Genomic DNA, 16,592 nt, shown 5'->3' on the forward strand with positions numbered 1-16,592 from the left:
ACGCATCTATACTTGTTGTGACCAAAATTTACTTCTGCAGTTCGCGATATTCCTGCGGAGTCAGGTTAGTGATCGATTTAAAGAACCGGTAAAAGGATCGTTCGGACAAGAACCCGACACGTTCCGAAATATCGCTCATCCGAATGCCGGGATTTCTAAGGAGCTCCTTTGACTTCTGCAGCCTGACTTGTTTGATCGTCTCTGTAAGCGACTCCCCTGTATGATGCTTGTATAATCTTGATAAGTACGATGGGTTGAGCGATACAATATCGCTTAAACGAGTTAAGGAAAGGTCTCCGTTCAAATACTCGTGTATATATTTCTTAATCTTCGTGATGACGTCGTTCTCGGAGTTCGTATGTCCCTCAGATCGATGATTAATAATCAATTCCGCTAATTCTCGTAAATAATCAAACGCCGAGCGCCATGTCTTATGGGCTTGCATCTTCGTCAGCTTATCCAGGTCCATCTGTTCGGCTGCCAGGCGGAGGACAGAGCTGTAATTCAAAATGGACATGTAGATCACGACTAACGTATAGTACCACTCCGTTCTGGCTTTCTCGGTCTGCTCATCCTCTGCAGCAAGCAGCGCGGTTATCCCATCAAATGCAGCCAAGTAGGCTTCACGCCGTCCGGCTTCCAAATCATTTTTTAAATCGATCCACAAATGGGTCTGTAAGGGACTTTTTACTGATTCGAGTCGGCCGTGATCCGTACCATAGGCTTGGTCGGTCAATAATAGCTCTTGACCCAAGCCAAGCCCATATCCGAATAAGCGTTTAATCGCTATAAAGCGGAGAGGCAGTTCCTCCCACTCGCAAGGCTTGCTGGCTACTATAATGGAGAGTTTGATCTTGAGTAATTGCCTGCTCGTATGTTGGATTTGCTCCAATGTACCTTGGACTAACCTAAGGACTTGATCCCACGAATCTTCAGCATCCGATTTCGGTTGAATGAACCAAACCATGCGGAAGCGTTCGTAATCTGTGAAAGCGACACGCGCCGAAACACCTAGCAATTCTTCTGAAATATTTTGCACCGCATATAGGATCAAGGCCCGGTCGAATGTGCTTAGGCCCTCCTGCCATTCATCTACGCGGCCTACAACTAAAAGAACGGGTTTGGTAGAGTGGAGTGAAATGGACAGCTGAGTAAACTGATTGTGAAGGTTGCCGAGCGCATAAGATTCTCCTTGAAGAATATCGCGGAGGTATTCTTTCTGAATATAAGGCAGCGCCCGCTGCAGCAAAAGCGTTGTTTTCTGAAGCGTGCTATGCATGTCCATCTCTTCGTCCAGCTTCGCGATTGCTTTCTTGATGGATCTGATAATGGTTTCGTCGGTCTCCGTTTTAAGCACGTAATCGAACGATCCGTTTCGCATCGCTTCGTGGATATAGGTAAATTCGTTATAGCCTGTCAGGAAAATGATCTTGCAACGTGGCCAAAGCTCTATAATTTGCTGCTGCAGTTGGAGTCCGGTTAATCCAGGCATCTGAATATCAGACAGCACAATGTCAATCTTCCTTCGCTCGAGCCAATCGATCGCCTCTAACACATTGTAGGCACAATACACCTCCAGCTCCATGTCTGTTTGCTCTTGAAACAGATCGGCCATCCCGTCCACAATCACATCTTCGTCGTCAATGATCAACAATCGATACATTCGGCACCTCCCTGATCGGAATGCATATCTCGGTTCGCAACCCGCCAAGGGAGCTGCGCTTAACAAGGACGCCGGCATCGGTCCCGAACTTCAATTGCAGACGCCGGTGCACATTGATTAATCCCGTCGTTTCCATATGTTCATTATGAGAATTCAGTTTGGCTTCAAGCATACTCAATTGCTCGTCAGTCAATTCTTCTCCGTTGTCCTCAACGGCAATACAAATCAGTTCCATCTTTACTTCAAAAGAAACTCGGATGATTCCGTCCGTAATCTTGTTCTGCAGTCCGTACTGGTAGGCGTTCTCCAGAAGAGGCTGAATGATAAGCCTTGGTACATTCAAAGAAGCATACGTGCACGGCTTATCGAAAAAATCGGTCCGCAGTCTCTTGCGGAAACGGACCATCTGGATTTCCGCATAGTTACGGGCGTGCAGCCACTCCGCTTCCAGCGTTACCTCATCATCCGCATTTCTCGTAATATATTGAAAATAATTTCCCAGGTGTTCAACAAAGCTAATTGCGCTTTTATTGTCACCCGCCGCTATCATGCGCTTCAGGACAAAAAAGCTGTTGTATAAGAAGTGCGGATTGATTTGCGACTGCAGCTGCTTCAGCTCCGCGCGCTGGCTATGAATTTTTTGTTCGTACACTTCCTGAATCAACGTATTCAGTCGGCTGATCATAGCATTGAACTGCCGATACAGGTAACCGAATTCAAAGGCCGTCTTGTAGGGGATCGAAATGTCCATATTACCGCTCTCCACGCGGCGAAAAGCGGATACAAGGGAACGCAGAGGTTTATGGATCATCCGATAAATCCAATAAGAGAAGAAGATGATTACTGTTATTGATAATACGGACAGCACTAACAGCATCACGAAATAATGACTAAGGGGATCGAGAATTTGTTTCTCCGGCACATACACGAGCAGGGTTGCATCCAGCATCTCGGATGGTTCGTACGTGACAAGGTAGAACCGATTGTCAATCTTGAGACGTTCGCTTCCCGCTTTATGATCGCCCGATTTATTCTCCCATTGTTTCTTCAAGGTTTGAATAAGCGCAGCCTCTCGGGCTTCTTGGGAGGAAGCGATATGCCAATCTTGCTCTCTCGCAAATAACACGGCCCCCCCTTCCGCTGTATTGGGGATTTGCTTAAGTACGTCTCTCAGGCTTTTTAAAGAAATCTCAACCTTAATGACCGAAGTCGGCGCTTGCGCAGCGGTAAGTCCTAAGGGGAATAAGCTGCCCATGAAGAGACGGTCGTTCAGCATGGTAAAAGGCGACAGTGTTTTATATTGCACAGAGCGAATTTCGCTTATTTCCTTAGCCGTCATGGCTGCCTCGTCATAGCCGCTCCCATGAATCGTAATTTCCATCGAGGGGATGTACAACTTCGAACTTGAAATATACTGGCTAGAATTATTCAAGAGAAAAAGCTTGCTCTCCAACCTATTCAACATATTAAACCGTTCAAAGGTGGGAATGTTCGGGTACAAATTGCTTAAAGTGGATAAGTCGCCGTCATTAATGAAATCCCGCATGGATTTGGTCACCCGGCTCAACTCGGCTTCATACGAGGATAGGTAGAAATGAACCCGGGATTGCATCGAATTCGTAATTTCCTGGCGGACGCTTGCCGCACCTGACATGTTGATGTATAGACTTAAGGTATACATTGGAATAATCGACAATAAAAAGGTTAATACCAAGTTGAGATATATAGATGATTTCCGCAGCCGCACTTGTTTCCCTACCCCCTAGTATCCCATGAAAGAAATAAAGCAACCGACGGAATTCCGTAAGCTGCTTTATTAACCCATTATAAGTCTAACTGACACATCTCCCGCTTATTTCCCATTTTTGATTACTGACAGGTTCTTTCTTTACTCTGTTTTAATTTTATATTTGGTTTTCACATAAGGATTGAGAATGTATTCCGCCCACAAATCTTCAACCGATTGCCCTGTTATTTCTTCAAAATCATGAATATGGAAAGTATTCTGTTGCATTTGTTTGTTTAATATATCTACTACTTTATTATTCTTGTTTTGTTCGATCCATAATAAAAAGCGTGCAGTCTCTCCATAACCGCTATTATAATTATCAGTTTCTTTGGGTTCCCTAAATTTCCAACCTTCATGATGAGGTCCGTATTCATATCGAATATAATCTGCTATTCCTTCTGTAATCCACCATGTCTGATCGTCATACCTTGGATACGCTTGAACAATGTGAGATAATTCATGTGTAAATAGCCCTAAATCCCATGGACGATTAAGGATCCATTTAGAGCTTACAACAATCATTCCAGCATCTGCATCAGCATATGCTACCCCATCGTACGTAGGATCAAATTTTAATATCACTTTTTGGGTTGCAGTTTTTGGGTCAGCAGCATACTTTGTTACTAATTTTGGATAGACATCAAAATATAGTTGAACAAATTCACTAATAATAGGATCGATTGCTGGATCATCCACCTCATTAATCACTTCTAGGATATATCCACGTTTTTCATATTGTCCCCCAGATTCAGCAACATGAGATTTAATAGCGCTTTCATTTGCTAAAACATTTTGGGTGCTTAAAGGACTTAAAAGTATACCCACACAGACTACACTGCTCAACAGCCTTTTCATGAAATATCGCTCCTCCTAAATCTATTATACAGATTTGATAGATAGAATATATGATTCTAGAAGACTCTATCTTTAAGCAGTATGACCTTTATTCAGCATGAAATCATGTTGATTTGCTAAAAACTATTTCCCTCCTTTCCTTGTATGTTAATTTCTCATGACTCATCGATCACTTCGTTTTGTCAATCCTATCATCCTGTAATAAAGCAACCAACGGATCCTGTAAGCTGCTTTATTACACAGATTATAAGTCTCACCGATACAATCCTCCACTGACTATTCTTGATTTTGTTATGACCAATTTTTACATGAACCTGCTGCCGATTCATGCAGCCGACAGCCGGTTTTTACAAGCCTTTATCCCGATGATTCCTTCTACCTGGTACTCGATTGACATTCTAAGCTTTTCATCCCCGAACAACACGGATTCCATGCCGCTTCTTTCCCGTGCCGAACGCTGGAAAGCATTAAGTTTTCCTCTAGGACAATCGAAACGCTCCAGCGCCGTTCGCAACTGCGCATGGTTGGATTCTTCTCTCCCTCACCAAAAAAAATTTCTCTGTAAGAGAGGTATATCATTCTGCTGTCGCTATTCAGTAACTCTAATAAACTATAGCCAGCTATAGTCTATTGATGCTATATCGAAAAAATCAGGTGGCAATCGCTTCATGCAGCGCCTCGACATAAGCTGCGGCAAGCTTGGACAGGGTCGCATTCTTATGACTGATCCATCCGACGTTGATCGTCTCATCGCATGCGAGTGGAACCGGAATAATCTCGTTCCCGTTCAGGTCGGCGCTCAGCACCCCGGTCGAAATGGTGTAACCGTTCAGACCAATCAGCAGATTAAACAGGGTTGCACGGTCATTGACCCGAATGCTTTTTTTATGGGATAACGTGCTGAGGATTTCCTCGGAGAAGTGGAACGAGTTGTATTCCCCCTGCTCAAAGGATAAATACGGATAATTCTGAAGCTCGTCAATGGTCACGATGGACTGCTTCGCCAGCGGATTTTTGATGCTGATAAAAATATGCGGTCTCGCCGTAAACAAGCTGGTAAACTGAAGCCCTGCATCCTTCAATAGCTTGTTGATCACTTTGGCATTGAATTCATTGAGGTATAGAATGCCGATCTCGCTGCGCAGAGTTTTGACATCCTGGATGATTTCGTAAGTCTTCGTCTCCCGCAGTGCCAACTCATATTCGTCCTGTCCGTATTCCTGAACCAGATTCACGAAGGCATTGACCGCAAAAGCATAGTGCTGTGTAGATACCGAAAAATGCTGCGGAGAAGGCTTCGCATTCAGATAACGCCCCTCCAGTAGCTCGGCCTGCTCTACCACCTGCCGTGCATAGCCAAGAAACTCCGCGCCCTCTTTGGACAATGATATGCCTTTGTTGGTGCGCTCGAATATCGTAATGCGAAGCTCCTCTTCCAGATCCTTGATTGCATTGGACAGACTGGGTTGGGAAATGAACAAGCGTTTAGCCGCCTCATTCATCGAGCCTCGATTGGCTACCTCAATGGCGTATTTTAATTGTTGTAAGGTCAAAGACGAGCCCCCCTTTTATATTTCATGTTCAAAAAACGGAAACACCGACCCTGCCAAGGTTCGCTTTGTACTTGGATGGATCACCGTGAGCAGATGGAATCCGGCTAGCAATCGAAAGCACCAATCGGTTTGGAAACTGCTGTATCAACTTTAGAACCATTATAACCCGTTTCCATCATAAGAAGTGATCTGGTGGAACATCTATATCAGATCCAACAAACGCGGCTGGACTGTCGATGTTTCTCATACATGAGGGGGGTTACGCATTACGAAATCGGGAGTGCCACCGTCAATAGACACGATGAACAAAAAAACAAGCGCCAATCACCAGGCTTCTTCGAAGTTATTGGTAATTAAGCGCTTGTTTGCATTCGTAAAAACTAACTAAGTCTCTAAATATTCACCTTATAACCCAGAGCCAGTTCATCCCCCGGAAGCCCCCGGATTCCCCAGTTATGCTGCGGTGTCTCAAATAACGTAATCTCCACATCCTGTGGTGCGATATGCAGCGTATTCTGAATCCGTTCGAATAACAATCGAATCAGATGTTTCTTGGCCTCCACAGTACGACCTTCAAATACGCTGATCTCGATCACGGTATAGCGATCCGTTCTCCCGTCAGGGAAGTGGAAATCCTCCCTGTTCATGGGAAAAAACCGATGGAATTTCTTATCCGCCGGAAGTTCAAACGCTTCGACCACGCATGCGTGTATCACTTCCGATAATTGCTCTTTGACTTGGTTCAACTTATCCCGGACGCCGTAAATTTTGATCTGCGCCATGCTCTGCTCATCTCCTCTATTCTCATCTAAGCTCAGGCTATGTTACCTAATATTTCTATTCGACTCGAGCAGTATAAAAACCTTCCTGTATGGTCCTACTCCCCGGTCTGGAACTGCTTCTTCGCCCATTCTACATAGGATGGATGGTTCCGGATCAATTCCTCATGCGTCCCGCTTCCCGTAATATGGCCCTTCTCCAGAACAATAATCTGGTCAGCCTCGACGACAGTCGATAAACGGTGGGCAATGACCACGGTCGTACGCTCGACCATCAGATTGTTCAGCGCCTTCTGCACTTCATGCTCGGAGTCGCTGTCCAGGCTTGCTGTCGCTTCATCCAGAAGCAGGATGTCCGGCTTCCGAAGCAGCGCCCTTGCAATCGCCACCCGTTGACGCTGACCTCCGGATAACTGGATGCCTCGCTCCCCAACCTCCGTGTCATATCCTTTCGGCAAAGCCTCGATAAATCCCTCCGCATAGGCCAATCTCGCCGCTTCAGCAATTTCCTCGTCGGAGACCGGCTCTTCCCGTCCATAGACGATATTGTCCCGAATCGTTCCGGTCATCAGCGGGCTGTCCTGGGACACATACCCGAGCTTTCGCCGCCAGGACTCCAAAGTATAATCACGGATCGCTTCCGAGCCAAAGTAAATCCCCCCGCCGGATGGCGCATAGAATCGCTCAATCAAGGAGAACACCGTGGTTTTGCCGCTGCCGCTCGGCCCTACCAATGCGGTGACCTTCTTGGCAGGAATCGCAAAGGATACCTCGGACAGAATGGTCTCGCCTTCATGATAAGCAAACGTCACCTCTTTAAATTCAACATCCCGATGCCCTTCCGGTGCCATGCGCACCGCACGATCGTCGCTCTCCGGCTCATATTCGAGGATAAGTCGCAATCTCTCGGTTGCCGCCATCACTTTTTGGAGCTGGGAATAGAAAGTGGCAAACTGGCTGAAAGGAAACATGATCTGGAACAGCAGCAGAATAAACGATACCAGTTCGCCTGCACTGAGTGCCCCTGAAGAGACGCGAACGCCGCCGTATCCGATGATGACCACCAGCAGCACAACCATGACCATCGACATCAACGGAATCAGGACTGAATTGATCTTGGCTTCCTTCATGCCGAATCGGTACAGACTGTCCATATCGTCATACCCGCTTTTCTCCTCCCTCCGCTCTGCATTGGAGGCTTTCACCAGGCGAATCTCGCCGATCACCTGGGTCAGCATGGCGGACAGCTGTGCCAGCTGTCCATACATACTGATGGAGATTTTGTACATCTTCCCGCCAATGGGCATTAATATGCCGAACCCTACCGGAACGGCAATCAGGATGATGAGGGTCATCCGCCAATCCAAGTAAAACAAGATTGCAACGGCCCCCAAAACGGTCAATAGATTCGAGCAAAAAGCAATCAAATGATCCGTGATCAGCGTCTTCACTTCGTTTGTATCGTTGGTCACCCGGCTCATCGTTTCTGCCGAGCGATGCTTGTCAAAGAACGGAACCGGCAAGGCCAGCACCTTGGTCCAGAGCCGTTTCCTAATTTTGTTGACCGTCTGGTTCCCGACATAGGCAAGCATATAATAGGAAAGTCCGCTCGCCACGGCTTCCAGCAGGAACAGAACGGCCAAAAAGCCGACCATGCGAATATTGAACGAATCTGCCGCAAAATTATCGATGAATTGGCCGGTGATGAGCGGGACGACCAGTCCCGTCACCGCACCAACCAAACTGAGCACGATGGCCAGAAAGAGCACCAGCTTCGGGATACCCGAAGAACGCAGAAGCTTCAAAAAATATCGAATCGTGGTTTTTGTAACTTTACCCTTTTCTTCTACGGTTTGCTCCACATGGAATTCCTCCCTTTTCGCATCCATCCGTCACATATAGATTTCTTTGATAAAACGGCCGGTAAACGAGGCTTCCACAGCCGCCACGTCTTCAGGCGTTCCTGTCGCCACCACAGACCCGCCGGCAGCTCCTCCGCCAGGTCCGATATCGATGATCCAATCCGATTTCCAGATCAAGTCCAGATTGTGTTCAACCAAAATCACAGTGTTCCCCGCGTCCACCAAGCGGTTGAGCAGAACGAGCAGCTGCCGGACATCTCCTGGGTGAAGCCCGGTTGAAGGTTCATCCAGCAAATACAGCGTGTGATTCTTCGTTTTTTTGCTCAGTTCCTTGGCCAATTTAATCCGCTGCCCCTCACCGCCGGATAAGGTACTCACCGATTGCCCCCACTTTAAATACCCAAGTCCGACATCGCAGAGCAGCTTTGTCAATTCCATTATTTTCGGTCGATCCTCCAGAATCGACAGACTTTCCTCAATGGTCATATCTAAAATGTCGGAGATGGTGTAACCGTTATAGGTCACGCGCAGAACCTGTTCCTTAAACCGCTTGCCCTTGCAATCCGGACAACGTACTTCCAGCTCCGGAAGGAAGTGCATATGCACGGACACCACGCCAAGGCCTTGGCATGTCTCGCATCGCCCACCTTGCGTGTTAAAGGAAAAGTGCTTGGCCGTCAATTGACTTTCCTTGGCTTCCGGCAAGCTAGCGTACCAGTTTCTGATATGGGTGTAAACATCGGTATACGTAGCAATGTTGGAGCGCTGCATTCGGGATACCGGTGATTGGTCAACCGTAATCAGTTGCCCTACCGATTCCCAACCCGTGATGGCCTTGCAGCCGATTGGAGTTGATTGATCGCTTCCGGATTCCGCCAGAAGATCAAACAAAAGCGTGGATTTACCGGATCCCGATACACCTGTCACCGATATGAGACAGCCGAGCGGGAAAGAGGTCGTGATATGTTTCAGATTTCTTAAATGTGCATCCTCGATCGTCAGCAGCCTTCCGTTTCCAGCCCTGCGCTGACTCGGCGCGTTAAGCATCGTGTTATCCCGGAAGTAGGATCCGGTCACAGACTTGGGATTTTGGATCAATTCCTCCAGCGTTCCTTGACCGACAACCGTACCGCCCATCGTTCCCGCACCCGGTCCGATATCAATGATATGGTCAGCGGCCCGCATTACTTCTTCGTCATGCTCGATGACGAGGACCGTGTTGCCGAGATCCCTCAGTTGTTTCAGAACCTGGATGAGTCCCCTGGTATCTTTGGGATGCAGTCCCGTTGTCGGTTCGTCCAAAATGTAAAGCACCCCTGTGAGGCCTGATCCCAGAATCGATGCGAGCCGAAGCCTCTGGGCTTCTCCGCCCGACATCGTGACAACCTGCCTCTCCATGGACATGTAACCCAGCCCCACATCCAAAATGCGCTTTAGTCTCACGACGGAATCATGAATGAGCGGTTCCACAATCGTTAATTGGTCCTCCGTCAGCTTCTTCAGCAGTGCCTCCATCCAATTCAAGGCTTCCCCGATCGACCAGGCGTTGACTTCGTTAATGGAGACTCCTTCTACCCGGACGCGGCGGCTGTTCTCCTTGAGCTTCGTTCCGTGACAATCCGGACAGACATGCTCATGATACAGGGAGGCTTCACCGGACTCGCTCCCCTTCTCCCGGTACCTTCTCCATATCCCGGTGACTACACCCTCGTACTTGCCTTGTCCTACGGACTTCGGCGGCTTCATCTCAGGAAAATGCCGGCTGAACTGCTCGCTCTCTACACCGAAATACAGGAGATCACGCTGAACATCGTCATAATCCCGAAGCGGCATGAACTCATCGAATGCGAACCCGTAATACTTGGCTGCCGCTTTCAGAATGCTGGTGTTATAATCGGTAAGAGCGCTGTACCACGTTGCCACCCCACCGTCTCTTAGGCTTAATTCCGGACGGAACACGGCATCCATGTTCAGACTCACCGTTTGACCGAGTCCGCTGCATGTTTCGCATGCGCCTTCCGGCTTGTTAAAGGAAAAATGCGACATCGTCAATTTTTCGAGACCATGGCCGCATCGCCTACAATGAACCGTCTCGTGAGAATCGCTGATCTCTTCCTCATCCGCCAGTCCGTGATAGGCTTCTCCATCCACATGAGGCATCACCGTATCGCCACAGGACGGACAAGTACGTTCACCAAGCTTGGCAAACAGAATTCGAAGCAGCGTGTAGATATCCGTCACCGTTCCGATGGTGGATCTTGGATTCCGGTTCGTAATGTGCTGTCCCACGCTGATCGACGGGGAAAGTCCTTCAATCGAATCCACCTTCGGCTTGCTGACCGAGTCCGACACCATGCCCATGGATTCCATGTACTGCCGCTGGCATTCCCGCTGCAGTGTATCCATTGCGAGCGTGGACTTCCCGGAGCCGGACGGCCCTGTCATGACAACCAGTTTGTACTTCGGGATTTCAAGCGAAACATTCTTCAGGTTGTTCTCCCGGGCACCGCGAATCTTAATCGTTCCTTCCATTTCCAAACCTCCTAAAGTTTTGTGGAGCTGAGCTTCATTGAGAACCTTCGCCATAAAACTCGCTTCGGATACTCTTTCATTTTGGAACCTTAGCTCCAATACTTCATTTTACAAACCCATCTTACAACATTGATGCAAGTACAAAATTCCAAACAGAAAAAGGTTGATCTATCGCCGTTTTGGAAATCAAAAGCCGTCACGGAGCTTTAAGGTTTATGTATAATGTTTGGTGCCGTTTCATTTGTGTAAACACAGCATGGACTATATAATGGGCTACAAATAAGTACTTATCGTGTGTTCTGAGGAGAGCGGTACCTATGCCGAAAAAAATCGCACCCGAATTTTATTTTATTGGCAACCATCCCGTACTGGATTTCGTCAATACCAAGATTGCTGTCAACGGTCAGCCGCTGGATTTGCTGCATGACTTCGAGGCTTTACTGGATTGGCAGGTCAAGGCTAACCTGCTGACCGAGGTAGAGCGAAACTTGCGCAAGGCGGTATGGACTGGCTCCGAGGAGGAAGCCGGGATCGTGGAAGCCGCCAGATTGCTCCGCGATCACCTCTTTATTCTGATTCAGCCGGGCAGTGTGAACGAAACCTCAACGGAGGCAAGTCTACAGTTTGTCAATGGGCTGCTGCAGGAGCAAATCACTCGCACAACGCTTGTGGCAGAAGGCAGCACGTACAGCCGCAAAAGCCGGATGCTGTTTCGCAAGCCGCTGGATCTGTTAACCCCGATCGCCGCATCTGCCGTTGATTTTTTAACTACCCATGACTTGAAACTGGTGAAAACATGCGAAAATCCGGCGTGCGTGCTTCGCTTTTACGACAATAGCAAAAAAGGCGAAAAGCGCTGGTGCAGCCCCAAAACATGCGGAAACCGCATGAAGGTCGCGGCTTATCTGGAGCGTCAGAAACAGCAGCAAACGAAGGAATCTTAGATAAACCATCTAAGATTCCTTTTTTAATACCCAAAATAATACTTTACAGGTTAAAACATTTTTGGAACGGCACTCATCATGACATAGATCAAGACGAGGATCCGCAATTTTCCCGGCAGGCTTTTCATTGAGCCATGCTTCATGATACAATCCCCCAGAAAAAGGATTCAGGCAGATCCGCATGAGGCAAGGGGGACCGTCATGGGTATCAGACCGATTGATATCGCCAAGAAACTGGGGGTTACCACAAGTGCGCTCAAGCACTATGAAAAATGGGGAATTGTCCCTCCTGCGAAGCGTGCTCCGAACGGTTACCGGATATATACCGAGGAGCATGCCGCTTACTTTGAATGCATCAGAGCCATGTTTCCCGGTTTCGGCGTAGACGTTACAAAGCAAGTGATGATCAAACTGCAGGAGAACGAGTTGGATGAAGCGCTGTGGATCGTAAGCGAGGTCCAGGCCAATCTGCAGCAGGATAAAATCCTCGCGGAGCGGACCATCCGCATTCTGGAAACCGAGCAGCTTGACGTTGTCGATGCCCGTGGCCGGAAAAGAGAGTTGACTATCGGGGAGGTTGCGGAAGAGACCGGCGTTCCTACCTCGGCCATCCGCCACTGGGAGAAGGAAGGCGTCCTTAATCTGCCTCGGGATCAGGATAACGGCTACCGGAAGTTCGATGGCGCGCAGATCCGGCAGATCATGATCATTCGGATTCTTCGCTCAGCCAATTATCCGCTTGAAGTCATTAAGGATGTACTGCATGAGCTCGAGCATCATCAAGTTCATAACGCCAGACGGGTGCTCAAGGACACGCTGGTTTACCTCAATTACCGCAACCATAACCAAATACGCGGCGTGCACTATCTATATCAGCTGTGCCAAGTATTGAAGTTAATGTAAGCCCCACTTCCAATTCGCGCTATGGTTTACACATACAAAAAAAAACAAACACGAAAGCTCCATCCGTGTTTGTTTTTTTGTATATTTATTGATCCTTGATAACCTTATGTACTAGGGGGATTTGAAGAGTTTTCCCCGATTATTCCTAGAGATTAGCTCGTTATGGAGTCTGGCATGTTCTTAGCTATCATGTGCCGCTTATGGATTAACTTTGATGGAACCAAGGGCGGTCGTCAGGGATATTTTCGCTCCGCCGCCGTTTATGTCACTCTGACCCCGGCTTGCTCCAGTAATCTGTCCAAGCTCGGTTTCGGTATCCAGCGTGTATTTCATGGACGGCGCAAACATGGCCGTGATGCTGCCTGCCGATGTATTGGCCGTCAGCGTGCTGTCCTTATCGATCTGCTCAAGGTCCAGCTTAACACTGCCCGCTTCGGATACGATCTTGGAATTGCCCGTGATTTCCGTTTTGGCGAGCTGAATTTCCCCGGCTCCCAACTGAAGGTCAAAATCCCCCTTCAATTCGTTCACCCGAATCTTCCCAACATCATTCTTGATGCGGATATGCTGCAGGTCTTCCGGTACTTCGATCACATAATCTATCATGAATCCGGAGTCGCCAAATTGCTTCTGCGACCAATCCCATAAACTCTTGCTGGAGTCCTCCATAGGGTGCGTTCTTAATTCCAGGATGTCGTCCTTGAGCGTAAAGGAAGTAGCGGCCTGCTCCGTAACCTGGGTACGAATGTTGTCATTCTTGAAGAAGCCTTCGTTAAACCACACGGTCGTTTTCACTTTGATCTCATCACCGGGTGCAGCGATGAGCTCCACATTGCCTACGGCATGGTCGATGGCCAGTCCCTCGGCTGTGCCGACTTCCTGAGCCGTCGTCAACTCGAACTCTTTCCCTTCCCGCTTTACATGATCACTGATAGCAAGTGCTGAATCGCCGGCTATATTCCCGACTTGCGCTAATTTATCAAGCTCCCGATTTACCGCTTCATCCGCATTTTGGGCGGCGTCACATCCGACCAGCACGGCAAATATCAACAGCGATGAAATTTTCACTGCCATCATGCTATGTTTTCTCATAAAATCCTCCACGTCCATTCCTGTGTATGTATATGTCCATTATATCGTGAAGGAAAAAGTTAACACGCTGCCACGGACCAGTTTCTTCCTGGACCTTAGTCTGGGACGCCCCCTCCGTCTTTTGTATGACGCTGCGCGTACGAATCATTCCTCCATCGCTATCCGCAGCACGACCTTCCCCCGAACATGGCCGGACTCCACGGCGCGATGCGCTTCTGCCGCTTCGCTCAGCGAAAATGTCCGGGACACATGGATCTTCAATTTCCCTTGTTCATATAATTGAACCAGTTCGGCCAATCGATCCTTGGATCGCTGACTGCGGATCGCGCAAACTCCCAGTTCTTCTACCTGATCAAAGGCTACAATCGTGCCGATGCGGCTCCGGTCTCCGACAAGCTCCACCGAGGCTCGCAGCGCTTCTTCGCCAGCTGCATCAAGTGCAGCACTCACTCCCTCGGGGGCTGCCGCCTTAACCCGGTCTACAAGACCTGGGCCATAAACAACAGGAACAGCGCCCAGTGAACGAAGATAATCATGATTTCGCTCGCTCGCCGTTCCGATGACCCGGGCTCCCCAGGCACGAGCGATCTGGACGGCAAAAGAACCGACGCCACCTGCTGCCGCATGAATCAAGACCGTATCCCCGTGACCAACCCCTAACGTCCCAAGTGCCGTATGAGCGGTTTGCCCCGATGCGGTCAAGACTCCGGCTTCTTCCCAAGGCATGGAATCCGGTTTGCGTACAACTTGATCTGTGCTGACCACCACATACTCAGCGTAGCAGGCGAGTAAAGACCAGCCAATGACGTCCTCTCCAACCTCAAAGCCGGTGACCCCCTCACCTACCTGATCTATCGTTCCAGCGAACTCGTTACCAAGGATTTGCGGCATCCGCAATGTCACGCCGGGCGGCGCCCAGCCGCTCCCCCTGATCCCGCAGTCGGCCGGTTGCACGCCTGCAGCCTTGACTTTAACCCTTATCTGGCCGTTACCGGCCTGAGGATCTTCAAATTCCAAGACACGCAGGACATCCGGCGGTCCAATCGTACTAAACGCAGCGGCTTTCATATCGATCATCCTTTCATGAATTCCTTGATCTTGTTTCTGAGATCATTCTATAATCATCAATAGATAATAAAAAATACAAAATTGGCTATGTATATATATACTGCAGTATATAAGCAAGGGGGGGGAACCGTAATGGAAATGTTACAGCTGAAGTATTTTGTAACCGTAGCAAGACTTGAACATATGACCAAAGCCGCAGAGGAGCTCCATATTGCTCAGCCGGCGCTCAGCAAGACCATTTCCAGACTCGAAGAGAATCTCGGCGCTCCGTTATTTGAACGCCAAGGCCGGCAAATCCGTCTCAATCCGTATGGCAAAGCATTTTTGGCAAAAGCCAAAGCAGCCCTGCAGCTGCTGGAAGAAGGACGGAGGGAAGTCGAGGATCTGGCGGGACTGGAGCATGGGCGCATTCATATGGCCTTATCCAACATGGAGCAACTCAGAGAGCCTTTAAGATTGTTTCTAAGCAAACATCCAAAAGTCAACTTTCATATCATCCAGTCTTCGATGGAGGATATGGTTCAGACCATTGAACATAATGAGGTTGATTTCTTTCTCACTTCCATGCCCATCCGGCACCCGGATATACGGAGCTTGCCTTTGCTCGTCGAAGAGGTGTTCTTGGCCGTTCCCCCCACCCACCGTTTAGCCGAAAAAAATCAAATTCACTTAAGCGAGGCTGCAGGAGAATCATATGTCGGTTATAAAGAAGGCCATCCGTATCAGAAGATGAATAATGAGTTTTGCAAACAAGCCGGTTTTCAGCCGAAGGTCGTCTGCGAGGTGGAAGACCCCGGAACCATAGCCGATCTGGTCCGTTCTGGATTTGGCGTAGCTTTAATCGGTGAATGCAGAAGCGGCGAGGAGTTAAAGCTGACGAAGCTAAGCATTCGAGAGCCTCAGACTCGTCGCATATTCCAAATTGCATGGCTGGAATCCAGGTACTTGTCCAAGGCCGCGATTGCCTTCCGTGATTTCCTCGTGGAATATTACGCGGAATCACGGTAAGCCGACCACAAGGGGCTGTCCCAAAAGATCTTAGATCTTGCGGGAGGCCCCCTTCTTGCTGTTAGAAGAACACTCCGTGTACGAATCGTCCCTACCATCGCTGCTGCCCCCACATTTCTTGGAATGGTTCTGGGTAAAGACGAAACGTGGGGGCAAAGGCGAGCGCTGACGCTTGTCCGGAATCGTTTCTTCCTCTCCGCTACGCCATGCAGATTTCTTACTTTTTTAGACGCAAAGAAACCGTTTTTCGGTAAAATGGAGGTGCTATCCAAACTATTAATGGATTTGGAGGAAGATATCCCTTAGGCACCATCTGGTTTGCATCTTCAATGAAGCCATCAACACGTTTGGACGACCGAATCTTTGCGAGTGCCTATCCCGGCGGCGGTCAATAGATGAAAAAACAGCAAAATAAAGGAATGGCGGTTCCAGGGAGATCAGCCCTGTACCGCCATTTCTCTCTTTAACGTTCTAGATCCGTTGTGTGTAAGCGTAGACGATGACTTTGGTGAGCATCTTGGGATGGTAGCTGTCTCGACGCCGT

12 protein-coding genes are annotated in these 16,592 nt (G+C 48.6%); 3 read left to right on the top strand and 9 right to left on the bottom strand.

Annotated features, from left to right (window positions below; translation table 11 throughout):
• Window positions 1-28: 28 nt before the first annotated feature.
• The 7 genes from NYE54_RS24895 to uvrA all read right to left on the bottom strand — a co-directional run bounded on the left by NYE54_RS24895 (window position 29) and on the right by uvrA (window position 11,033).
• Complete coding sequence (locus NYE54_RS24895) at window positions 29-1,663, bottom strand: response regulator (protein ID WP_339266937.1); 1,635 nt, start codon at window positions 1,661-1,663, stop codon at window positions 29-31.
• Window positions 1,641-3,410 (bottom strand): histidine kinase, encoded by a 1,770-nt coding sequence (locus tag NYE54_RS24900; protein ID WP_339266938.1) that lies wholly within the window; start codon window positions 3,408-3,410, stop codon window positions 1,641-1,643. Before NYE54_RS24900 ends, NYE54_RS24895 begins: the two co-directional genes overlap by 23 nt.
• A 141-nt stretch (window positions 3,411-3,551) precedes the next feature.
• Complete coding sequence (locus NYE54_RS24905) at window positions 3,552-4,307, bottom strand: basic secretory protein-like protein (protein WP_339266940.1); 756 nt, start codon at window positions 4,305-4,307, stop codon at window positions 3,552-3,554.
• 650 nt (window positions 4,308-4,957) lie between these two features.
• Window positions 4,958-5,860, bottom strand: coding sequence for a LysR family transcriptional regulator (locus NYE54_RS24910; protein WP_339266942.1), 903 nt, complete (start codon window positions 5,858-5,860; stop codon window positions 4,958-4,960).
• A gap of 392 nt (window positions 5,861-6,252) precedes the next feature.
• Window positions 6,253-6,642 (bottom strand): tautomerase family protein, encoded by a 390-nt coding sequence (locus NYE54_RS24915; protein ID WP_339266944.1) that lies wholly within the window; start codon window positions 6,640-6,642, stop codon window positions 6,253-6,255.
• Between the two features lie 95 nt (window positions 6,643-6,737).
• A complete protein-coding gene (locus NYE54_RS24920; protein WP_339266945.1) occupies window positions 6,738-8,501 on the bottom strand; it encodes an ABC transporter ATP-binding protein in 1,764 nt (587 codons plus the stop codon).
• A gap of 30 nt (window positions 8,502-8,531) precedes the next feature.
• Window positions 8,532-11,033 carry an excinuclease ABC subunit UvrA gene (gene uvrA / locus NYE54_RS24925; protein ID WP_339266947.1) on the bottom strand — a complete coding sequence of 834 codons (2,502 nt, stop codon included), beginning with the start codon at window positions 11,031-11,033 and terminating at the stop codon, window positions 8,532-8,534.
• A gap of 317 nt (window positions 11,034-11,350) precedes the next feature.
• Here uvrA and NYE54_RS24930 point away from each other — a divergent pair, with 317 nt between their 5' ends.
• Both NYE54_RS24930 and NYE54_RS24935 read left to right on the top strand, forming a co-directional pair.
• Window positions 11,351-11,977 (top strand): ABATE domain-containing protein, encoded by a 627-nt coding sequence (locus NYE54_RS24930; protein WP_339266949.1) that lies wholly within the window; start codon window positions 11,351-11,353, stop codon window positions 11,975-11,977.
• A gap of 201 nt (window positions 11,978-12,178) precedes the next feature.
• The gene (locus NYE54_RS24935) at window positions 12,179-12,880 is read left to right on the top strand and encodes a MerR family transcriptional regulator (protein ID WP_339266951.1); all 702 of its coding nucleotides are present in this window, start codon (window positions 12,179-12,181) and stop codon (window positions 12,878-12,880) included.
• 198 nt (window positions 12,881-13,078) lie between these two features.
• On the opposite strand, the gene NYE54_RS24940 is transcribed toward NYE54_RS24935, so the two are convergent.
• Both NYE54_RS24940 and NYE54_RS24945 read right to left on the bottom strand, forming a co-directional pair.
• Window positions 13,079-13,972, bottom strand: coding sequence for a DUF4097 family beta strand repeat-containing protein (locus tag NYE54_RS24940; RefSeq protein ID WP_339266953.1), 894 nt, complete (start codon window positions 13,970-13,972; stop codon window positions 13,079-13,081).
• 144 nt (window positions 13,973-14,116) lie between these two features.
• A complete protein-coding gene (locus tag NYE54_RS24945) occupies window positions 14,117-15,040 on the bottom strand; it encodes an NADP-dependent oxidoreductase (protein WP_339273645.1) in 924 nt (307 codons plus the stop codon).
• Between the two features lie 132 nt (window positions 15,041-15,172).
• On the opposite strand from NYE54_RS24945, the gene NYE54_RS24950 reads away from it, so the two are divergent.
• A complete protein-coding gene (locus NYE54_RS24950; protein WP_076324116.1) occupies window positions 15,173-16,048 on the top strand; it encodes a LysR family transcriptional regulator in 876 nt (291 codons plus the stop codon).
• The last annotated feature ends 544 nt before the right edge of the window (window positions 16,049-16,592 follow it).

Source organism: Paenibacillus sp. FSL K6-1330, from assembly GCF_037976825.1.
Taxonomy (GTDB): domain Bacteria; phylum Bacillota; class Bacilli; order Paenibacillales; family Paenibacillaceae; genus Paenibacillus_AQ.